At 35.3% G+C, this 22,533-nt stretch carries 24 protein-coding genes and 1 pseudogene; all 25 read right to left on the minus strand.

What is annotated here, in order from left to right:
• Positions 1-11: 11 nt before the first annotated feature.
• The 25 genes and pseudogenes from QWZ06_RS28210 to QWZ06_RS15705 all read right to left on the minus strand — a co-directional run bounded on the left by QWZ06_RS28210 (position 12) and on the right by QWZ06_RS15705 (position 22,520).
• Positions 12-1,615: pseudogene (locus QWZ06_RS28210) on the minus strand (T9SS type A sorting domain-containing protein).
• A gap of 367 nt (positions 1,616-1,982) precedes the next feature.
• Complete coding sequence (locus tag QWZ06_RS15590) at positions 1,983-2,282, minus strand: hypothetical protein (protein WP_290299399.1); 300 nt, start codon at positions 2,280-2,282, stop codon at positions 1,983-1,985.
• A 125-nt stretch (positions 2,283-2,407) separates the two neighbouring features.
• Positions 2,408-3,184, minus strand: coding sequence for a hypothetical protein (locus QWZ06_RS15595; protein WP_290299400.1), 777 nt, complete (start codon positions 3,182-3,184; stop codon positions 2,408-2,410).
• Positions 3,185-3,295: 111 nt separating this feature from the next.
• Positions 3,296-3,700, minus strand: coding sequence for a hypothetical protein (locus tag QWZ06_RS15600; RefSeq protein ID WP_290299401.1), 405 nt, complete (start codon positions 3,698-3,700; stop codon positions 3,296-3,298).
• 106 nt (positions 3,701-3,806) lie between these two features.
• Positions 3,807-4,022: a hypothetical protein gene (locus tag QWZ06_RS15605; RefSeq protein WP_290299404.1), complete on the minus strand. Its 216-nt coding sequence runs from the start codon at positions 4,020-4,022 to the stop codon at positions 3,807-3,809.
• A 32-nt stretch (positions 4,023-4,054) separates the two neighbouring features.
• Positions 4,055-4,681, minus strand: coding sequence for a hypothetical protein (locus tag QWZ06_RS15610; protein WP_290299405.1), 627 nt, complete (start codon positions 4,679-4,681; stop codon positions 4,055-4,057).
• Positions 4,669-5,559, minus strand: coding sequence for a hypothetical protein (locus tag QWZ06_RS15615; RefSeq protein ID WP_290299407.1), 891 nt, complete (start codon positions 5,557-5,559; stop codon positions 4,669-4,671). Before QWZ06_RS15615 ends, QWZ06_RS15610 begins: the two co-directional genes overlap by 13 nt.
• A 10-nt stretch (positions 5,560-5,569) precedes the next feature.
• Positions 5,570-5,773: a hypothetical protein gene (locus tag QWZ06_RS15620; RefSeq protein ID WP_290299409.1), complete on the minus strand. Its 204-nt coding sequence runs from the start codon at positions 5,771-5,773 to the stop codon at positions 5,570-5,572.
• A gap of 116 nt (positions 5,774-5,889) precedes the next feature.
• A complete protein-coding gene (locus QWZ06_RS15625; RefSeq protein WP_290299411.1) occupies positions 5,890-6,927 on the minus strand; it encodes a PKD domain-containing protein in 1,038 nt (345 codons plus the stop codon).
• Positions 6,928-6,956: 29 nt separating this feature from the next.
• On the minus strand, positions 6,957-7,106 hold the full coding sequence (locus QWZ06_RS15630) for a hypothetical protein (RefSeq protein ID WP_290299412.1): 150 nt from the start codon (positions 7,104-7,106) through the stop codon (positions 6,957-6,959).
• An 11-nt stretch (positions 7,107-7,117) separates the two neighbouring features.
• Positions 7,118-8,221: a SprB repeat-containing protein gene (locus QWZ06_RS15635; RefSeq protein WP_290299413.1), complete on the minus strand. Its 1,104-nt coding sequence runs from the start codon at positions 8,219-8,221 to the stop codon at positions 7,118-7,120.
• A complete protein-coding gene (locus tag QWZ06_RS15640) occupies positions 8,218-10,182 on the minus strand; it encodes a hypothetical protein (RefSeq protein WP_290299414.1) in 1,965 nt (654 codons plus the stop codon). The genes QWZ06_RS15635 and QWZ06_RS15640 overlap by 4 nt, the downstream gene beginning before the upstream one ends.
• A 12-nt stretch (positions 10,183-10,194) precedes the next feature.
• Positions 10,195-12,318, minus strand: coding sequence for a fibronectin type III domain-containing protein (locus QWZ06_RS15645; RefSeq protein WP_290299416.1), 2,124 nt, complete (start codon positions 12,316-12,318; stop codon positions 10,195-10,197).
• 103 nt (positions 12,319-12,421) lie between these two features.
• A complete protein-coding gene (locus QWZ06_RS15650; protein WP_290299417.1) occupies positions 12,422-12,865 on the minus strand; it encodes a hypothetical protein in 444 nt (147 codons plus the stop codon).
• 114 nt (positions 12,866-12,979) lie between these two features.
• Positions 12,980-13,438, minus strand: a complete 459-nt coding sequence (locus QWZ06_RS15655; RefSeq protein ID WP_290299418.1) for a hypothetical protein — start codon at positions 13,436-13,438, stop codon at positions 12,980-12,982.
• A 217-nt stretch (positions 13,439-13,655) separates the two neighbouring features.
• A complete protein-coding gene (locus QWZ06_RS15660; RefSeq protein ID WP_290299419.1) occupies positions 13,656-14,288 on the minus strand; it encodes a hypothetical protein in 633 nt (210 codons plus the stop codon).
• Between the two features lie 143 nt (positions 14,289-14,431).
• Positions 14,432-14,572 carry a hypothetical protein gene (locus QWZ06_RS15665; protein WP_290299420.1) on the minus strand — a complete coding sequence of 47 codons (141 nt, stop codon included), beginning with the start codon at positions 14,570-14,572 and terminating at the stop codon, positions 14,432-14,434.
• 65 nt (positions 14,573-14,637) lie between these two features.
• A complete protein-coding gene (locus QWZ06_RS15670; protein WP_290299421.1) occupies positions 14,638-15,264 on the minus strand; it encodes a hypothetical protein in 627 nt (208 codons plus the stop codon).
• A gap of 2 nt (positions 15,265-15,266) precedes the next feature.
• Positions 15,267-16,121, minus strand: coding sequence for a hypothetical protein (locus QWZ06_RS15675; protein ID WP_290299423.1), 855 nt, complete (start codon positions 16,119-16,121; stop codon positions 15,267-15,269).
• Positions 16,108-16,665 (minus strand): hypothetical protein, encoded by a 558-nt coding sequence (locus tag QWZ06_RS15680; RefSeq protein WP_290299424.1) that lies wholly within the window; start codon positions 16,663-16,665, stop codon positions 16,108-16,110. Before QWZ06_RS15680 ends, QWZ06_RS15675 begins: the two co-directional genes overlap by 14 nt.
• A 6-nt stretch (positions 16,666-16,671) precedes the next feature.
• Complete coding sequence (locus QWZ06_RS15685) at positions 16,672-17,235, minus strand: hypothetical protein (RefSeq protein ID WP_290299426.1); 564 nt, start codon at positions 17,233-17,235, stop codon at positions 16,672-16,674.
• Positions 17,226-17,672 carry a hypothetical protein gene (locus QWZ06_RS15690; protein ID WP_290299428.1) on the minus strand — a complete coding sequence of 149 codons (447 nt, stop codon included), beginning with the start codon at positions 17,670-17,672 and terminating at the stop codon, positions 17,226-17,228. Before QWZ06_RS15690 ends, QWZ06_RS15685 begins: the two co-directional genes overlap by 10 nt.
• Positions 17,654-19,237 carry a hypothetical protein gene (locus tag QWZ06_RS15695; protein ID WP_290299430.1) on the minus strand — a complete coding sequence of 528 codons (1,584 nt, stop codon included), beginning with the start codon at positions 19,235-19,237 and terminating at the stop codon, positions 17,654-17,656. Before QWZ06_RS15695 ends, QWZ06_RS15690 begins: the two co-directional genes overlap by 19 nt.
• Complete coding sequence (locus QWZ06_RS15700; RefSeq protein WP_290299431.1) at positions 19,219-21,708, minus strand: fibronectin type III domain-containing protein; 2,490 nt, start codon at positions 21,706-21,708, stop codon at positions 19,219-19,221. The genes QWZ06_RS15695 and QWZ06_RS15700 overlap by 19 nt, the downstream gene beginning before the upstream one ends.
• On the minus strand, positions 21,597-22,520 hold the full coding sequence (locus tag QWZ06_RS15705; RefSeq protein WP_290299433.1) for a hypothetical protein: 924 nt from the start codon (positions 22,518-22,520) through the stop codon (positions 21,597-21,599). Before QWZ06_RS15705 ends, QWZ06_RS15700 begins: the two co-directional genes overlap by 112 nt.
• Positions 22,521-22,533: the final 13 nt, after the last annotated feature.

The following is a 22,533-nucleotide window of genomic DNA, read 5'->3' on the forward strand; positions in this document are numbered from 1 at the left end:
ATTAATGTTTTTTATTTTTTGATCAGCTTTGCACTCGCTGTTTTATTAGTATCCGTTTTTATGGTCACCAGATAAGCTCCCTGTATCAAAGCCTGGGTATTCATCTTAGTCACTCTATTTTTCGTTTTGAAGTTCTGAAGCTGTCTTCCGCTCATATCATACAGCATAATATCAGCTTCCTTAAAGTCAAAGCCAATTTCTACATACGCGTAATCGGATACAGGATTCGGGTAAATTTTAATGTCATATTTTTCAATCAGATCATTGACCTGCTTATCACCCAGCTTTACAATTTTCCAGTTTTCTTTGCCTAATTCTTTTCCACTGGTTCCGGCTAAAATGATAGAACCATCTCGGTTCAGTTTCAAATCTGAAAGTCTTTCTTCTTTCTGTCTGGATTCTCCACTCACGTGTTTTCGCCATTGTTCGTTTCCGTTGCCATCCAGATAAAGCATCCAGAAGGTTTCGTCATCTTTTTCTATTCTTCCTTCTGCCTGGGTATAACCGCCTAAAAGAATTCCTTTTGAGGATTTGTAATCCGCTGAATGAATCACACTCATTCCCATCAGGATATCACGGTTTTTGAAGTTGTAGGACTTTTGCCATTGTTCATCCCCTCTTTCATTAAGAGCAATCAGCCATAGGTCTGTTCCTTCTTCAATCCCTACGGTTTTGTTGCCTGATCTTTCGGATCTAGATTCACCACCGATGATATAACCATTTGAAGTTAACGCCAAAGTTCTGATATGATCGTCTGCTTTGCCCCCAAAGTTCTTTTCCCATTCTACTTTTCCGGTTTTATCCAGTTTAACGATCCAATAGTCGCCTTCACCGAAGTTTTCTGTGGATTTTGCGGTGCGAGATGCAGGATTCGGGGTGGTTTCATGAGGTTGATCTCCGAATCGCGGATCACGAACCTCAGAACTTCTTGAATAAATTCCCAGGAGAGCTCCGCCGTCTTTGTCGGAATCATTTTCTCTACTTCGTCTAAGCCTTTTCCGCCTAATACGAGTTGGGAGAGTTCTTTTCCATCCTTATCAAGCCTGATGATCCAGACATCTTTAGAACCGTACCCTTTGGAAGAACTTTGTACATTTCCGGCAACGAAAAATCCTAAATCTGTGCTCTGAATGACTGCTTTGGCTTCTTCATCGGAAGAAGTTCCCAATGTCTTCTGCCAGATCTCATCCCCAAATTCATTGATTCGGATCAGCCAGATATCGGAACCGCCTTTGGAATCCTCTTTCTTATCCAGTCCTTTTCCGGAATAAGAGGTTCCAGCCAGTAGAAATCCTCCGTCCTGAGTGCTGACAGTGGCTGATAAGTAATCATGATTATTTCCTGAGAAATATTTCTCCCAAGCTTCTTCTCCTTGTTGGTTTAATTTAACCAAATGGAAATCGTATCCGTTGTTTGGTTTACTTCCAGCCTCCAGCTTCCCGCTTCCTGACTGTATTGAGCTTCCTGTAATAAGATATTGCTGATCGATAGTGGTAGTGACCTGGCTTAGGAAATCCTGAGTAGAAGATTGGATATCTTTCTGCCAGAGAATATTCTGAGCAGACACGCCCAGAACTGTGCATAAGGTTAATGCACTGAGATAAATCTTTTTCATTCCTGTGTTTGTTTTTGAGTTTAATGATTAGTTTTTAAATTGCCACAAATTTAACTTTTTTTAGTTCACGCAAATCACATTTAAGTGACTTAATTTAAAATATTTACAAAAATAGAAATGTTTTATTATATTCTATATCCTTCATTGATCCTACAAATCTACTACAGCGTTGCGACAGAGTATGTCGTATTATTAGGCGAATACGTAAAATGGATAAAAAATAGAAAATTATTGAAATAGGAAAATATTGTACATGTAATGCTTTTGTTCTATATTACCTGAAAAACTCTTTTATTTTGATTACTTTAGTTCACATCCCCATGATGATTTCTATTTCATCAGGATGAAAATTTCTCTTGATCTTTATTTATTCTTCTATCCTTTTCGAAAGAGTTCTCAAAATAAACAGGCTAACGATAATCAATATAGACCCCAAAAAAGCATTACTATATGATGGTTTTGGGTTGGTAACAATCAATTCATGGTTCTCTTCCAGATTATTATTGATCTTCATTGCAGCATAATTGCAACAATAGTTTTTGTTTCCAATACAAAGGTTATTTATATTTTCGCTTTCTTTAACCACCTCAACAGGTCTGCCCTGTGCTTTAAAACATTGAGAAATACATAATAGAATTGGAACAAAAATAAAATGGAATCTGTTCATAAAAGAGAGTCATGGTTATTCCTCTAAAATATAAATTTTTATCATACTGACCAATGAAAAAGTACAAAGAAGACTGACCAATAAATCTATCGCTGGTTTTTCAAAAAAATGTCACAACCAGTTACTTACTGTTTTACCGGAAAGTTTTTAAAATCAAAAGGGATTTTCTGTACAGATTCTTCATTTTCAATGAACAATTCAAGCGGAATATTGTTTCTTTCTTCAGTCGTCATTCCTCTCTCAAGTTTATAAAACTTATAGATCATCCCTGTTTTATGATTTTCTAATGTAATATTATTGTACCCGAAATCCAGGTCATTCATGGTAGATATTACAGGGATAACGTCATGTTCCTTATCCCTTTTTATGGCAACAATAAGATCGTAGTCATTAAAATCTGTTTTTTTATTCTGATTGTCTTTGTGAATAAGAAGATCCTTAAATGTTGTATTGGCAGACTCTACTGACACAATTCCAAAATAAAGGACTGAGTTCTTACCAAGAATAGACTTATCGATAAGGTTTACGTCTTTCTTTATATCCTTTACTTTGCCTAAGGTGAAGTAAGAATAGGTTTCCTTTGAAGGTTTAAAGTATTTAACAATCCCTTTAGCATTTACATTTTTTAAGGGGTCTTTGGGAGCTTCATAACGAACCAGAATATTAGCTCTTCTATACATATTTTCGGCCTCATAATTATCAATCAGAACGTTTCCTTTCTTATCTGTAGCTGTAATGGATTCGAATTTTATTAAATGAAACTTATCATTGGGCTTATCCTCCATTTTAAAACTTAATTCTATAAAATCATCAACCAAAGAGGCTCGGTCAAAATTAATTTTTTGCTGAGAAAATAAACTTGTGCAAACAGTGACTCCCGCCAAAAGAAGTAATTTTTTCATATTCCTTTTAAATTTGAAAATAGACATTATCCCCCAATAATCCTTATACCATTCTCAAAAAGTACGATTTTCCCATTGATTGGTAAAATAAATCGGCTCAAGACTTTGATATTATTCAGTACGCTTTTCCCAATGAAAGGTTGTATCACGATCTCCGTTTTCATAAAAAGATTGAACAGCGATCAATACTTCATTCACACTTACAACGCGGGAGGAATTATAAAATGTACTTTTACCACCAACCATCATTTCAATTTGTTTGCTTTTCGGCAATTGTTCACTCTGCATTAAATCATAGTAAACTCCCTTCTTCTGAATCGAAGCCACATAATCTTCGTTTCCTCCGGCAATAGTTAATATTCCATTATCTGACTCAATTATCACTTCCGTAAATTCAGATTGATCCAAACGAATTATAAAGTCTTCTACCATACTGAAATTTTTAACCTCAACCTCCATATATCCGCCAGTCTTAGTATGCCAGCGATCAAAAATCATTCTCATATATTTTTTCATTAATTAAAAGTCACACGCATCATTTGTCTACATCTACGTGTCATAAAAATACCATACCATAAACAACATGGTAGAATATTTCATCAAAAGTGTTTACATCACTGTATCAAAAACTGTAATTGTACCCTACAGTGCAAGTCATCTCATTTAAGCTTGGATTTTCAATTGCCTGATCGGTTTTTCTAAACATTTGAATAAAGTTAAGGTCAAAACTATGTCTCTTCCAGGGAATATAGTTTGCCCCTAATCTGAAATTGGTTACATTAATATTAGCCGTAGCACTTCCCGAATGATTATAGGACGCTCCCACACTTGTTCTCAATTTATCGTCTTTAAGAAAGGCTTTGGTAACCGTTATTGCAGGTCCCCAAATGTTTGATGTCTGAGAAGCAGCATACGTATGGGTAAATTGAAAGAGGTTGCAATATTCATTTTTTTCTCAGGAAATCCTAAACTATAATTGACATTGGCATTATGAAATCTGGATAACCCTCCCCTTCTCACAATTCCATTTTCTCTGTTGACCATATCATTCAGGGAATAATTGATATTAATATTCTGTACTTTTTCTTTAGTACTGGAAATGATGTAATTCACATTGATATTGGTATTCTGTGAGATCTGTTTATAATCAATGGAATCCTTTGGCTGTTGAATCAACAGTGGATTGTTATTGATGTTATTAAACTGATTCAGTTGCTTATTGGTAAACATGGTAAAGTTGGAATAACTTGCCGTAATCATAAGCTTATCAGAAGCCTTCAGATTGGCATTGATTGCCCCGACCCACCGGCTTGTCTGTTTAAATTTATGCCCATCCAAATTATCTCTTTGCCTTCCTATGTTTCCTGTAAGTGATAGTCTATCTTTCCACAAGGTGAAGGCTGTATTTAAAGTAATATTTTCAAGATCATTATTAAAATAATAAGCTCCTAATGTTCTGTATCCCGGATCAATTCTTTCATATCTTACCCCAAGCATTCCTTTTTAAGCTTAAGATTTACTCCCCCATTATAAGCTGAATAGCTTTGCATTGATGAATTAGGGGAAAGAAATTTCGACGCCGGGCCTTTTTTTACTGCACCTTGGGAAGTTGATCTCAGGTCTTCCACTAAAGCTGTGTTAGCATATTCTCCATAGACTTCCAAGTTTTTATCAATCATAAAGCTTCCCGTCATTGATAATACAAGATTTTCCTGTGGGAGAACTCCTTTTGCATCGGGAGCCACAGCAAGAGAGCCTAAATCATCTTTGGCATAGAATCCTATCAAACCCAGTTTATACCGATCTTCTTCCCACCTGATATGGGCTCCATATCCCATTCTTCGGTAGGCAGGAATTGTGTTTGGATTTCCATCATCTTCAACCGCCTTATTCAATCGGCCTGCCATTACTGCGACTTTAAGAGGAATGTTCGGTGTAAGTTCTACTCCTGCTCCTGTAAACAATAATCCATTAAAGGTATAAGGAGTGAAGGTCATATTAGCATCTCCAATATAAGCTTTTACCCATTTATATTTGGGAGCGATACTCAATCTGTTAAATTTAAATGGAACCTGATAGCCTAGCTGACTTCCTTGATTGGTAAAGCTATAGGAAATAGGCATACTCCACCTGTAAAGACCAAGATTAAGGTTTCCATTTAAAAAATAGGTGAATGGTGCTCTTCCACTATACACATTGGAACTGTAAAAAACAGAGTTTGCTGAAATCCCACCACTAATTTTAAAGGGATTCTTTTTCAGCTCTTCCATCGTTCTTTTTCCTAGGTTTTCTAAATCTACCTCCTGCGCTTTACTCAATGTAAAAACTGTAGTTAAAAGCAATAAAACAGTGCTTTTCGTATAAATTCTCTTCATATAAAAAGCTTTAAGGTTGTTTTTGTACTTTAATATCTACTACTACATAAGAATTTGGCCCATTGGTAACAAAATTCTTGATTTTGATCGCTCCTTTTCGCCCGTCAGCAGTCTGAAACAGAACCACTCTAGGTATTACCGAATTGGTAAACGGGGCTTTTCCGGCATTGGTTTCAGAAACATTTATGGCAGAAAAGTCATTTCCTGAGATCAAAGCATCAAACCCTGAAGGAGAAAGCTGCGTCCCTACAGATTCCTGTGAATTGATGACTTTAGTATGGGTGGCATTCGGGATTGCTATGAAACCTGTATTCTGAACTTCATCTGGTGCTACAACTGGTTATACAAGAATGAGGAGTTCAGCCCAAAGAATGCAAAATCTATTTTGGAACCATTAGTCTGATTCGCTTCTCCCTGCTTAATCACTGTTCCCAATTCGGAAGAGAAAAAGCATCCGATAGCGGCATGAGCACTGTTGATTCCCAATTGAATATCGCTGAATGACAACAAATTTGTATCAGGCAATACTGTTACCTGTTTTTGTTGTGTTTTAGTCTCTTTATCATTGGTCGATTTCAATATAATAGTATAAGTTCCTGCTGTAGGCAGTGTAATATGAGGGTTTACTTCTGTTGAAACCGCTGGAATTCCACCTGTTACCATCCATTCATATGACGTAGCATTTGTTGATAAATTATGAAGATGAAGCACTACAGGAGCCTGATAATCATTATCAACGGCATCTACTGTCCAATTGAAATCTACGGTCATTGCAGGCTTCACGTTGACTGTCTTTTGAGTGGAATAGGTCTCCAAACCATTGGAGATTGTCAGCTTAATCAAATGATCTCCTGGTGCTGTAAACACAACATTAGGATTTTCTTCGTTTGAAGTAGCTGGATTTCCCCCGTCAAACTCCCAAAGATATTGAGTGGCTCCCAAGGATTTATTGATCATTTTTAAGGTAACCGGAGAAGTATCGCTTCCCTGCATTTGCCAATCAAAATCTACGATTACTGCTGCATCTGCCTTCACCTCAATCTCTTTGGTATCAACATTTCCATCTTTGTTGGATGCTTTTAATTTTATTTTATAGACACCCGGATTGGAATACGTTATAGGCTGCGGACTTTTTTCAGCAGAACTGGTGACCGATGCTCCTTCAAATGACCATTCATAGGTATCTGCACCAGTGGATTTATTGGTAAGTTCTACTTTTACAGGAACTGAAAAATCATTGTTGACCACTTTTATACTAAAATCAGCCTTTACAGGGATGCTTTCTTCCACAGCGCAGGCATTAAACATCCATGCACAGACAACCATAAGAAGAAGGTATACTATGTTTGGGGTTTTGTGAGTTCTCATTTGTTTTTATTTTTTTGTCATCATGGTTATTATTGTACAAGCATTCTTTTTACGAGCGCTTCACTTCTTGTTTCCAATATAATAAGATACGTTCCTGCCGGAAGTGAAGTACTATAAGGTATTGTAAAGTAGGTAGATGAAGGCATATCAACCACCGGATAGGCTTCATGAGACACCATATCAACAATTCTTACTTTATAGGAGCTGCTATATCAAGTCCTACCAAGACCTTGAATACTCCTTTATTTGGGTTGGGAAGAATGGTAAATTCTCTTACATTGGAAGCCTTTACCGGATTTGTGTTTACGCCTGATGTATTTTCTTCCACAACAACTTTTTTATAAAATGTTTTTACACATTCACCCTGAAATCCTTTTAGTCCGATTTCATAAGAACCTGTTTTAAAGAATTTCAATTCCAGGAATTCATCTGTTTTATTAAGAACCTGGATATCCGGTGTATCAGGAATAATCCATTGTACTTTTTCAGGTTTGGTTGGCGAAGTATTGACAAGCACAACAGTTGACTCTGTATATGCATGGGTTGTCAACATCAACTGCGGATTTAAAACATCCATGGAATTTTTAATAACAACCGTATCTGTTGCAGTACAACCTTTGGAATCCGTAATCAAGACAGTGTAGGTTCCGGCTTTGGATAAGGTAACAGATGAGTTTGTAGAGATGACTACTCCACTCTGGTCTTTCCATTGATAGGTGGCTCCGGCTTCATTGATATCAACATTATAAGTCTGAGTATCTCCCAAGCATAAGGTAATATCCGCGCCTAAATCTACTTTAAGCTGTGTTGGATCTGTAAGGGTATAATTTCTGAAAACACTACAACCATTGGCATCTGTCACAGTCACATTATAGGTTCCCGCTGCAATAGCTGTATTATTTAATCCTGCTGCTCCATTTGACCAAACAATATTATAAGGTGCCTTCCCTCCTGTTACATTAATTTTAATCTCACCGTTGGCTGCTCCAAAGCAAATTGGATTTGTTACTGCAAGATCGTCAATCAACAACTGATCCGGACCTATAATCTGAGTACTGCCGCTAACTTTACAGTTTTTTGAATCGTTGACCAACACAAAGTAGTTCCCTGCTGATAATCCTGTTACCGTAGGAGTTGTGTCATTGGTATTCCATTGATAAGAATATGCTCCTGTACCACCCGTAGCATTTACAGACACTTGGCCACTGCTTTGGTTATAGCATGTAATTGTATTTGCTGATAAGGTAATCGCTAATTCTGCTGGAAATACGAGTGTAAATTGGGCATCTGTCATATTATTGTTGCATCTTTTACAAGAACCTTGTATGTTCCGGTTGTAAGATTTCCCAATGTAGACTGTGTAGCTCCTGCAATATTCTGGAAAAGACCACCATTCTGAATCTGCCATTGATAAGTATATGTACCTACCCCTCCAGCAACTACTGCTTTTAGAGTACCATCTTCGGCTTCATCCGGTGTGCCGTTTCCATTAAGGTCTGCCTTATATTGATAATCATTGGCAATATTACAAGATATCTGTTTTTGAACTTCAATATTGGAAACTAATGGTAATGGCTGATCGATGATAAATTCCTGAGAAATAATTCCACAATTTCCAAGCTGGCTTGATGCACTGGAATAGTTTTTATCTTTTATTGTTACATAATATTTCCCTGCCGAAAGTCCATCAAGTTTAATCGTAAACGGATTATTTACGGCATCAGTTGTGATTCCTGTAGTGATCAAAGTTCCATTGACTGCATCTTTTCGCCATTCAAAATCATAGGAACCATCGGATTTAGGAGTTCCGCCAACAATTCTTACGGAAATATAGCCATTGCTCAATCCATATCCTGTTGGTTGAGAGATCTCGGTTTCAGATGCCGGAATAGCTATTGCGGCGGCAGGCTGAATAATGGTTACCGTAACTTCTTTTTCATTACCGTTTTCTTTTGCTACACAAAGGTTTGAATCTCTTACTTTTATTTTATAAACACCTGCTGCCAGATTTTGTATTTGAGTATTTGTACCATTACTAAAATTTGTCCAATCAAGATAAGGCTGATTGTCTTTGGTTATTTTATATTGAAATTGATTTTGTCCGCCTCCGGCTGTTAATGCAATTATCCCATCATTTCCCTGGAAGCAATATACATTCGTTTGGGAAGTCATGGAAAAGGTAACCGGAGTGGGCTTAACAATCTCAAAACTAATAGTATGATTAGCTCCATCGGTATAAGTAGCATTGGATTCATAAGTTCCAAGCATATCCAACTTATATTTTCCCGGAGGAAGCCCTTGAAGAGTATATGATGTATTGTTCTGAAGTTCATTCGTAATGTCTTGATTTAAAACGGCAGCTCCAGTATCAATATTTATCAAAGATATTTTTAGTGTTTCACCGGATGCCAGCATTCTGTCGAAATTTAAAACAACACTTCCATCTGTTGAATCAAAACATTTAACAGGAGATATGGTGCTTGAAAGAATATGAGGTGCCGATTTATAATAAGAAAATGCTATAATATTGGATGTTGAAGGTGAATTGGTACAATTCTCCATATTCACACGGATGTAAATCGTCTTACCAAAATCATTATCTGTAAGAAAGTCTTTTCCTTTTGCATGAAGTACCGGAACATTATTGAATTGTGTAGGAAACGGGGTAAAATTATTGGTATTTCCTACTGAAAACTCCCAATTATAATATTGATTGTCTATATTATCCGGCAGCGTAATTGTTAAAAACTCTTCTCCTGAGATATTTACATTATTTCCGGTAGGAGTATTAAGGGTAACCACTGGTTTTATCGTTTCCGTAGAGTTTCCCGGCTGATTAAGTCCTCCAAACCCATAGTTTATTTTATCGCAAATACTGATATTATGTTCATGCGTTGCATAATCAGTGTCTTTACAGCCAAATGTCCCTCTATCTCTATGGGTAGTGCCATACTTTACTCTTACAATTTTATTGGCTTTGGTAAAGTCATGTTCTCCTGAAAACCCTGTATTGGCAATACCATTTCCGTTATTAGGATAATTAGTTGATCCCTGCACAAGCGTTACGTGGGAATTATCTTGTTTCTGTACTGCAATCCATTGCAGCCCCCCTGTGATATTATTACCACAAGTACTACCGTCAAATCCGACGTATCCTGTAACTGTAAAACGATATGTTGCTGTACCACCTACCTGAGACTGTCCCCAGGAATAAGCATAAATCAGGATCAATAAAAGGAATAAATTCTTTTTCATGTGTTTGTTTTTTTAATATTCAATACTTATTTTTTCAGTCTTTGCCACCTGATTATTTTTCAGCATTGGCTTTAATAAATAAGTGTAAGTATTTCCTACCTGGATTGACTTGTCTTCTAAAAAGTTTTGTCCTCCTGTCAATGTTCCCCAAAGACTTGGTTTTTCAGAACCTTTCTGACGGTAGACAATGATCTCCCCTACATTATCTCTATTGATCTTCCAGTTCAGTTCAATCTGTGCTTTACTTTTACTGGCAGAACCGGAAAGATTGGTAAGGATAGATTGTGGTTCAAAGCTGTTGCTTCTCAAGGTCATTTCCTGGGATTTATCTGATTTTAGCTGGCTTTTGTCTATCGCAAGCATATAATAGGTGTACTGCTTGTTAACTTCAACCTCTTTATCTGTGTACACATAATCAGGCTTGATCTCTTTAGTTTCATAGATCATTTTCCAGCTTTTATCTTCTGAATCTTTGGCCTGACGGTATAACTGATGGGAAGCAACATCATCACTATGACTCTTCAACCAGTGCAGGGTTATTTTTCCATCATCTTCCAATTTGTATTCTGTAAATACAGGAGCTTGCGGTCTCACCTTATCAGGTTTTTCCAGCTCAAGGATAATGGATGGTCTTGATTGATTTTTACGTCGGTCTGTTGCTGTAATATAATAATACACCTTAGAATTCAAGTTCTCCAGTACGACTTTATCTTCAAACTTATTTTTGGTAATGGCTTGTGGAGTAAGTCTTACCAATTCATCTCCTTTTTGAATTCCTCTGAAAACGTGATAACCTTCAAGATCCTTCTCCGTATTGGCTTTCCATTCCAGGTGAGCAACTCCCAAAGAGTCTATTCTTCCTTTAAAACCTGCTGGTGTTTCGGGAGGCGTTGTATCGTTAGGCTGTGCCAGTACGGAAAAAGATTCACGTTTGTCTTCCCCTTTTCCAACGGCCTGTATTTTATAATAATTGGATGGAGCAAGGCTTTTGGTCACCAGATTTCTTGTTGTAACCGGAATTTTATTTTTGATCGTTTTGTAACTATTCTGGGCATCGGTCTCGGAATGAAGCAACTCAAAAGAAACAATATCCTTTTCGGCTTCTTTAGGAAATTCCCATTCTAAGGCAATGTTTTCATCTTCCCCGATATTAAGTTCTGAAATCCTTGGTGTGGCTTCCATGCTCTTTTTACCGGCACCGGAAACAACATCAGAGTAAGGCCCATAGTCTCCAAAAATCGTTTTTCCACGAATTCGGTAACTGAATTTTGCATTATTCTGCTTCAAGGAATCTACAAAGACCATTCCCTGAGTTTGTCGGCCATCATTATCATTCATATTCATTACCGGAAGGTCTCCCAGTTCTTTAAAAGCTGCTCCTTCCTGAGCTCTCTCCACATAATAAGCAGTATAAGTCTCACGAAGTTGCAGATATTCCCAGGATAATGTTACGGTCTGATCTTTAAATATGGCAATAAAATCTAATGGTTTAGGCAATTCATTGGTAGAAACAATAGAAGCCAATGCTTCTCCTTTTACCGGGAGGATATTTATTGATTTACCATCCTGAATTGTGCTTACCATGTACAGATACCTTTCATTAGGTTTTACATCGGTATCGGTATATCCCCATCCGGCAAGTTTGGCAACCTCGAAATCAAGATCGGCGGCCATAAGGGAATAGGCAAAACGCTGTTCAATCTCAGCAGATTTACTGACTACTCCTTCAAGTTTTCCCTGTTTTTCTCCCATTTCAACCTCAAAGCTGTCCCCGAAAAGTGACTGAGCCACAATGGCTGCATTATCATTTTTCTCTACTACTTTCTTCCACTCATTTTCTGATGCAGCTTTAAAAATTCCAAGGTCTTTTTCTTCAGGTTTTGTAAGGACTTTCCCATTTCTGGCCAGGACATATCTTTTTAAAGAAAATCCAGTTTTATTAGCCCTCTGCCATGCTAATGGCTCATCTACGGCCCATCGTAGTGATATACGGTCTTTCTTGGGATCTGTTTTAAGACGTATATGAGGGGTAACAGGTTTGTCGGCATGCTTTTGCTGTCCCCCTACAATACTGCATAACAGCATTGTGAAAAGCAATAAATATTTCTTCAATGTATATTGTGTTTTTATGTTCATTATTTTGTTTTGGTTATTAGTTTTTTTTGATTAGCTCATTAATCTAAGAGACTTTAATTTTATATTTTATTAGTACAATTTATCTATGGAATAACCGTATTATTTACTGCATCTTATTTTTTAAACTTTCAAGTGCATTGCTCATATCTCTACTCCAAGTATCAGGTAATGATTTATCATCATGATAAACTTCTAATACTTTAGAAGCGTCATCAAACAATATTTTGTTAAATATTGATTCTTTAATTATAGCTTCCCCCATAACATAATAAACCAAAAACATTTCATCATCTTTTAATACTGAGTCTTTTATAGACTTTGCCCATGCTTTATCTTCCCAATCCATATCAACATTATTCATAATATATACATATTCCTCACCATAGGTTTTAGACAAACTTTGATAACTTATGAATTTAGGAAAATGAATTACCTTAAGCTGGGTAATACAAGCGCTTAATGCAAGATTTTCAGGTTCAAAATCTATATCAACTGATATTATAGAACCATCAAATTTGTTAATCCTATTCTTTATTCTGTATTTCATTTTTATTTAAAATAAAATGTTTGAACTTTATTATCTCTATACCATATCCATTCTACCTATCTACATTACTATTTAACAAATTATTTTTTTTGACTATAATATCTCTTAGCTTTATTATATCATTCTTGTACTCCACATTGTAATTAGTATTTCCTTTATTAGATTTATTAATAAATTATAATTAGAAGTCCTTATAGTTTTAGGATTTTTATATTCATTAATCAAATATTTTTCAACAAAAAGCATTGATCTAAATCGTATAGTCATCGAATCATCAAAGCCTCCTAATGTATTTATTTTACTCTCAATTATATCTATAAGTGAATGTATACTTATAATTGCATTTTCTAATTCAAATCTCTCTTCATACTCTTCTTGACTTCCTGCTATTTTGGTCAATTTCATTTTAAGATGCTGTCTAATATTTTGTTTTTCATCAAAACTCTTTAGATTCCATTTTCTCTCATATAATAAATGGTTTAAGCATATCAATTCATTTGAATTTCCATCTTCAATCCTTTCGTATGCATTATGAAGCTTATATAGTTCATAAATTTCATCTAGTATATCCATATTATTGTTCAATTATTTCATAAATTAATACTCGTGAATCTCCCTCTTTAGGAGTTATTGATTTTAATTTATACTTTGTATTCATTCTCAACAAAATTTCCTTTTCAGCAGCATTAATTGCTTTAATATCAGTTCCAGATTTTGCCTTTATATTCCAAATGACATCTCCTTTACCGATATGTCTAAAATTACCTGCAACATATTCTTCTGCTGACGTTTATGTAAACCTGCCTTTAAAATCAAACTCTTCTCCAACATTTATTTTTTTTGCAAAATCAGATTCGGCTTTTCCTGCTCCTCTAAAAACAGTACCGTTATACTTAGGTAATTTAGATTGTGCAGATTCCATGAGTTTTTTAATTTCCTTATACTCTGATGTCATAGGGATTTCACCAGCTAATGCTTTATTAAAATCACTATAATAATTATCTTGTATAAATAATTTTAAAGATGCTTCCTCGGCTATTGTTATTTTATCTCCGAATTTTCTTACATGAGATCCATTTTCTAACGGCTCATATATTTGTTTAAATTTGGGATTTTTTAATAAATTACTAAAATCCTCCAAACTACCTGTTCCTTTCCACTTCTTATACCCACCCGCTTTTTCAATCGCACTCAGGTTTTTAGAAACCAGGTTCAGTTCATCTGCATTTTTTCTTAATGCAGGAGCTTCCTCTGCCAGGATCTGCCATGCCTTGAAGCCATCTTCTTCATTAACAATACTTTTAAAGACTGCATTGCCTTGGGACAGATCGTTTACAAAGTCATCAAAATTGCAGGACTGTGCTGAAAATAGATTGATAAGCAGCAGTCCTATTACCGTTAATAAGTTTCTATACCACATCATTTATGAAGTTTTTATTTTCCAGGCTGTAAACTCTTTGTTACAAAAAAATAACAACTCCCAACTTCACCTGCTCAGTTAGATGGCCAAACTATTTTCAAAGAACTTCTACTCTATAGTATTAATCTTTTTAAGTCTTTTGATATTTAATTATTCTTGTTTTTTTCTGCCCACTTTTTATAATTTGTATTGTCTAATTGTATCTGTATTTCTTCAAAAGGTTTGTATTTATATTCTTCTGGTAATAAATCATAGATATCTTCATAAAACAAAACTCCGTTTTCCATAGAATCTTTTAATCACTTACTTTATCTAAAAATTAATTTCCTGCATTACATTTTTCACTCCATTGTCAAAGTATAAGCACAATTTTTTTTAGTTCTTTTTTAAATTTATTACTAGCTAAATCTAAAAGATTGTTATTATAATCCAGTATATTCTGTAGCATGTTAAATTCAAAATCATTATCACACATAAAAAGAATTTTTCTTAAAGTAATATTTATCTTATATCTAATAATATTTTTATTTTGATCGTAAAATAAAAATATATCAGCTTGATCATTTTGTGATAGTTGATAAAGTCTTTCTTCAACTCCATCCACATTAATTAAATAATTATAGAAAATAGCTGTACTATCTTCATAAAAATTATCAGACTTAATCTTTTTACTAAATTTACTAAGAACATTTTCTTTCCATTCATCATATATATTTTCCACTGTGTAAAATTGTAAATTGTCTAAATCAATTCCTTCCGAATATTCAAGTCGTATTTTCTCAATTTCAAGAAAAGTAAATGTTTCTTGAAAGATTTGAAAGATTTGAAAGATTAAATCATAATTTATCTGATTACCTTGGAATTCACCTTCAATTATATATTCAAAAAATTCTCGGTTGTCGATAGTAGTTACAACCTCTATAGAATTCTTAACAAACCAATTGTACCATATTTCAGATACCATTAAATACTTATTCATAACTAAGGTTTTAGTTTTGTTAAATCAAAATTAAATGTACTTCCATCCTTTAGAAAAACTCTTATATTCTTTAAAGTCCCATCATTTTTAATAGTAAATGCATTCCTACCTATTGAAGCATTAAACTGTTGTTCAACATACTGTCTTGTAACTACCTGAATTGACCCATCATTTTTTGTAAAACTTTCAAAAGGAATTTTCAAATATCCCTCTGCTCCAATCCATTGAAAGTTTGGATCTGCTTTAATTTTTGACGACATTTCATTAATTCTTGTTGCAAAGAAATTAAAGTTTTTATCTAACTCTTTCATAGTAAACGCCGTTCCATTTTCAAAAAAACCTTCTATTGCTTGTAAATTATCTTTTGGAAATATACTCTTCTGATCTGTAAGAACAAATATTTCATCTGCCAAAGCAATTTCTTTAGCCTCAATATTGACTCCTTGTAATATATAAGCTCCTCCTTTTGAATTTGATGCTAAAACATATTTAGTAACATCATCACTTACTCCTATTTTATTTAAATTATTTTTAATCAGTTGTGTAAAATTAAGCCCTCTTGCCCCTTGTATACTTTCTTTAATTCCCTTCCACTTCTTATACCCACCCGCTTTTTCAATAGCGCTCAAGTTTTTAGAAACCAGGTTCAGTTCATCTGCATTTTTTCTTAATGCAGGAGCTTCCTCTGCCAGGATCTGCCATGCTTTAAAGCCGTCTTCTTCATTAACAATACTTTTAAAGACTGCATTGCCTTGAGACAGATCGTTTACAAAGTCATCAAAATTGCAGGACTGTGCAGAAAAAAGATTAATAAGCAGCAGTCCTATTACCGTTAATAAGTTTCTATACCACATCATTTATGAAGTTTTTATTTTCCAGGCTGTATTCCAGAGTTTGGGCATCTCCTGTTAGTTTATCTTTGTATAAAAATTTAACGATATCCCCTTGTCGCCACATTTTTTCAAATTTCAGTTTCTCGAAGGGATATGTTTTTTGCAGCAGCTTTTGCTCTTTCAGATCCACTACCCAAACACTACGCTGTCTTAAGACAAAAAGTTTATCGTCCCAGAAGTTGTTTTCAATAAAAGTATTATTTGTTCCTATCTCTGCATCATACTTTTTCAAGCTAAGATCATGGGTATTCATGGTAATCAGGCCATAAGGGATAAATACAAATGCTCCATCTCCGGATTCAAGTTTAAATTTTTCTAAATCTGCTTCCAGTCCACATCCTTTTCCTTCATAGTCTAAAAGAGGATTCATCAACAAATTATCATCAACATACAACCTGAATCTCCATAAAGTAAATCCATAAAAGGGTTCATCAAATTCTGTTGCAATCAGTTTGATGTTTTTGAATTCAGATTCAAAAGTGTGGGGTCTATCTAATGCTAAGAACATAAAATGTTATAATGTATTTGTGCTTTCAAAAGCATAAGTTTCCGTATTAAAAATTAAAGTATCGTTCTTATCAAGCTCTTTATCTTTATATAAAAAATATATTTTGTTTTTTACAATCCACATTTTTTCAAATACTAATTTTTGATAAGGATAAATCTCTTCAATAAATCTATTCTTTACCATGTCAACAATACAAATGACTCTTTGGTTTAAGACGATAAGAAAATCATTTAAAAACAGATTAGAAATAAATTTATTATTATAATTCTCAATTGTTTTATCATATTTTTTGAGCTCCTGATTTTCAGTATTTAATACTAAAAGACCATATGGAATGAATACAAACTTTCCATTTGATGATTCTAAAACAAAATTTTCAAGGTTTTCCGGGAGTCCAAAAAACTTATTCTCATAGTTTAAATACTCATGGTGAAATACTGTACCATTTATATATAATCTACATTTCCAAATTTCATATCCGTAATGAGGCTCATCCAGCTCCGTTGTTATAAGCTGAATATCATGAAATTTGGATTTAAACACCTGTGGTTGATATGGATCTATGGACATAATATTGTCGTTGCTTTATTTCTTTTATAAATTTGATAGGCCTCTACTGTTTTATCCAGTTTACCTGATTTTTCTGCATTTTTAAAATACTTCAATCTATTACCCGTTTTATCTGCATTGATATAATCTACAATATCGTCTGCTACATTTTTAGGCAATTTATTTAAACTATTTTGTAATTCTGTTACAACACCTTTTCCTTCTATTATACATTTTCTCCATTGTCCATTAACTTTTTGTAATGCTTCAATTTCTTTAAAATAAGTAACATCAATATCTTGTAATTTTTTAGAAAATTCAATCTGTTCGCCGGAAAGATTCACATTTTTCTTAAACCAAGGTGCCACATCTCCTATTTTTAAATCTACATCAGTAGCTTTATTACTCATTTTAAAAGAAAAATAATAATCACCATCATTCATATCTGTAGCCAACATACGAGAGTCATAAGTATAACCAAGTCATCAACGCCTTCTCCGTTTTGGAGAATAGGACTACCAAAACCACCTCCAAGACTCGGCCTATTTTGAAACCTATCTATTCTTAAATTGTATTCACTTCCTTTAACCGTTTGATTAATTTTACTAAAACCACTAAATGGAGGCCAGCCATCATTTAATTTTTCTCTTTTAAAATAATTAAATAATTCATCCCACTTTCCTTCACCCCAAAGTTTATATGCTATTTTATATTGTTCATCAGTCGCAGTAAATGTTTTTATAAAATCATCATATTTTACATTTTTGTAAACAGCATCTACAAGTTTATCTACAATTCCCAGAGCTTTCCAAACCTGCTCTTGTTTAGTAACCAACTCTCTCTCTGCTGTAGACAGATTATCAAGATTCGTAGTAAGTGTTTTCCATTCAAGATATTTAGCAGTCAATAGATCTCTTAATCCTTTATTCTCCTGCAATAATTTTTTTGTAGTCTGAGGAAGACTGCTTATAAACTTATATCCACCAACACTAAGGTTTTTCACTCCGATAATCCCCATTCCAAGGTTATAAGCATTGATTGCTTTTCCTAGATTACTATCCGGATTTACAGTTTGTGTTGTAACAGCTATATTTCCAACTGCTCCAGCCACTTCAGCCATTGCCCATGCACGGCGTATCCATGTCACTTTAGTTGCCAATGCAGCTCCTCCACTCAGATATATAGTAGCGATATCCAGTGTTGTAATAACACCTTTTTCAATATAATCATTACGTATTTTATCTTTGTTGTACTTCAGGAGTATAGCGGGAACAATATAATTACCATTACCAAAATCATAACCATCTATTGCAGATTGTATTAAAGGGATTTTATCTGCATTTGGTATCATAATTACAGGACTCAATGGTGAGATATCTGTAATCTTTTCTGTATTTTCCGTTTTAGACACTCCAGACTCATGGGCAGTCACCGGATTATGATGATACGTGGTGTAAACATCATATAAACCTATATTACCTGTTGACTCATCATAGACTCCGTTGTTATGTTTGGACGTATAGCTCTGATAGGTGATTGATGAAGTATCGCTAGAATAGTCTACAGGATTAAGGTTAATAACTCTTGAAGCAAAATTATCTGTTTCAGCTGGCCATCTATCGGTAATTGATGCCGGATATTTGTTAAACATAGACACCAATACCCCCATAAAATTGGTGTAATTATTACCTCCATAAAGAATAATCCTATCCTGTAAATGACTGACAAGATTTTTGATTAATTCATTATTATTGTTTTCTAAAAGAATATAGAAGGTCTTGAAATTTTCTGTTTTAATAGAGGCAGCAAGTCTTACAATAGCGGATTCCTGATCGTCTTTTATGGTACTGTCGTATCCTAATTTTTTAATTAATTTTTCGATCTCTGTATAAGACAATAATCTTAATGAACAATCATCTACATTTTTAATAGTCTCAACAAGTAATGGTTTGTCATTAGAATCAATGATCTCACGAAGTTTGTTATATCCGTTATTAATAGCAACTACATCTTGCCTACACAAATATCATCAGAGATAACACTACTTCCTGAACCATCCAAACAAGGTACAGTATTCAAATACTTAATAGAGTTGGCATCTGTAACTTGAGTAAGATCAAAGCCTTTTTTATCTTTAATATAATTCCAGAAAGTCGTATAGTTTTTATTGTATCCACAAGTTCCATAATTCCAGAATAATGTAATTGCAGGATTCTTTGTTTTTTCTTGTTGTGAAAGCAGGGTAATGGCAAGTGGCTCAGATATTCCTTTAGCATAATAACCATTTTTACCATTTCTGTTTTCCCAATAATAATCTGTTCTTTCTGAGCAGTCGTTGTTTTTACACATGGCAATTCCATGAACTGCTCCATTTGGAGTTTTCACATCACCAGAAAGATAAATACTCGATCCACTAAATTTAAACGGCTCCCATTCTGGTGTCAATTGAGTGCCTGAAAACTCTCCCGCACTCTGCCCCTGGAACGCATACAGCTTAAATGCCGGATCATTGACCTGTTTCCAATCCAGATGAGAAAGTTCTTCTCCTGGAGTATAATCCATCAATAGATTCGTTCCTTTTTCCGGAGTTCCGTAGGCTTTCCAAGGATGTTCTAGCTTGAATACACCGTGTCCTAATTCGTGGGCACCTGTCTTAGCTGGGCTATTTCCATATACATAACCGAATTGGCCATTCAGGCGCATATATCCACTCTGTCCGGTTGAAGATTTTTTATCTGTTACAAACAGTACATATCTTGCATCAGTACCTTTGTACAGACTATTGATCTGCTGCTGCTGAGGGCTGTAAGTACTCATCAGTTCAGAATCTTTACTATCAATAGTATCTCCGCTTACTATAGCACTGATATCCAGGACAGGTTCGTGCTTCACATTGAATTTGACTCCAATTTTATTGTAAATCTGATTCAGTTTTGAGCTTTGTGCCTGTAGATTAGACTGTGAAGCGGCATCCAGCGGAACCAAACTCACATTGATATCTTCAGGGCTCAGGTGTACAAGACGGAAACTTCCAATTACTTTTTGCTTGGAGTTACTATCTTTTGGCATCAATACCGCAATCACCTCTTCCTCTGCATAATCAAATGTACCCGCAAGTTTTAACTGATAGTTTCTTTCTGCAGCTGTTTTATTAAGCTCTGTAGCTTCAATAGCTTTTCCTGTTCCTAAGGTTTTAAAGATGATTTTTCCATCTTTAAGGGAAGGATCTGAAATACTTACTTTCGCATCAAACAGTTCTGTCTGCTTATTAACGGTAGCCTTATAAGGAACATATATGGTATTGTTCTCTGCATCTTTTACAGAAGGATATTTGGATGTCGGAAGCTTTGTTTTTTCTGGTGTATCATACGCAAACTTACCTGCAGCGTCTTCTTTCCATTCTATTTTGATTCCTTTCGCGGTATATTGGTTGACAGCAGCACTACTTCCACTGCCGGAAACTCCGTCTGTATTGGTTGAATTGGACGCTCCTCCTTCAGCAACCTTGCCTGTTTTGGTAACATTTCCATTTTCATCTACCGTCCAGATATTTCCGTCTTTATCCTTAATTTCATAATCTTTTCCGCCCGGATGATCCTCCTGACTTGGAGACCCGCCATTACCGGAATCTCCATAAATTGTAATTTTTCCCGGAGGTGGCGTTGCCGTATATTTAATATCTACAATTGTATAATCTACGGTAATCTCTTTGATTCCTGCATCTCCAAAAGTTTCTCCTAGCCCGCCGGAAGCATAATGTACAGCGGTTTCATTCGGATCATATGTGGTCTCAACAGTTCCTTCAATCAGTTTTTTATCTGTATTGAGCTTAATGTTTGTAAAAATTACCTTGATTCTTGTATCGGCTAAATAAGGAACTTCAATGAAACCTGTTCCTGTATAAATACCATTGCTCCCTTGGGCTGATAATACCGTTACCGGGAAATCTCCGGCTGTAAATACTTCATTATTCCCCAACATGGTCTGCAATGGACTTTTATTGGCAATATCCACTGCCGGCATGATACCGCACTGATAATTATTGTTTGAAGAACTGCCATCTGTTGTGAAAAACTGAATTCCACTATAGCTATATGCATTTCCGGCACTATTTCCTGAAGTCGTTGGATTGGTGTCTCCAAAGGTTTGAGTGCTTCCGCAGACTGTACCTACCCGATACTCATATTCTGTTTTATCTTCAAGTCCTGTAAGAATGGCTGTTGCCTGATAACTTTGCTGGGTAGCCCATTCTGCACTGCTTCCTTTTTTTCGGTATTGAACATTGTACAAACCACCCGGCTGCCCAGCAAGACTCCATCGGATCTCTACCCTTCCTTTGCCCGCATTTTTAGCCATAAGCAAAGTAGGAACGGCACAATTCTCTACATAGTCGAAATAGAAAATTTCCGACAGTCCGTTATTCTTATAAACGCCGTTATCATCTGTGGAGTTGGCTCCCAATACAGGGTTCCTGATTTTGACTGCACCTGCCAAGCATATCTTTTGCCTGGCATAAGCTGGGTTTTATCTATTCCATAATATAAAGTAGGTGCATAAGTTTCTTCTCTCCATAGTGGCGGAGCCGAAAGAAAGCCGGAAATTGGGCTCTGCCCCTGATCCCAAAGTTCTTTTAAAGTAAAAATATAACGGGTATTCGGAGCAATTTGCCTTGGCATCCACTGAAATACAATACCGCCACCGCCACCATAAGGAGCTAATGCCTGTATTTTTTCTGCATTTTGCGGAAGGGTAAGCATCGGTGGATCATACTGAACCATAAAAACCGATGTACACGTTTTTGAAGAAAGATTATTCTTTGTATAATAGTCATATGCCTGGAAGCAAAACTGATATACCCCATCTGCCAGAGGTTTTGAGTATTGCACCGCATTAATTCCGGCCAGATTTTGCAATTCAAAAAGGGAACGTATATCAACATTACTCAGGGTGACATTACTTCCCGGATACAGCATAAAAGGGCTCAGCCCTACAACAAAATCATTGGATCTTGCAATAGGAACTGCATTAAGCCCTGCTTCCAGAGAAAATTTAATTCCCGTCTGATGCTGTGGTTCCAGGAGGTCAGTCATTAAAACCTGCAGCTGCAGCTTATTGTCTGTACTGGTTGCATAATCCGCAAGCCGAAGACTATAAGGTGGAATAACAACAGGAACCAGCTTCACAGGATATTGCTGTGCCATCACTTTCACTGGCATAAGACCTGAAATCAATAATAAAAATAGCGCAATAACTTTGGTATAGTAGTGCTGTCTTTTTAGATATGATTTAAAACAATCTTCAATCATGTTTTGTGTTTTT

Source organism: Chryseobacterium tructae, assembly GCF_030409875.1.
Lineage (GTDB): Bacteria > Bacteroidota > Bacteroidia > Flavobacteriales > Weeksellaceae > Chryseobacterium > Chryseobacterium tructae.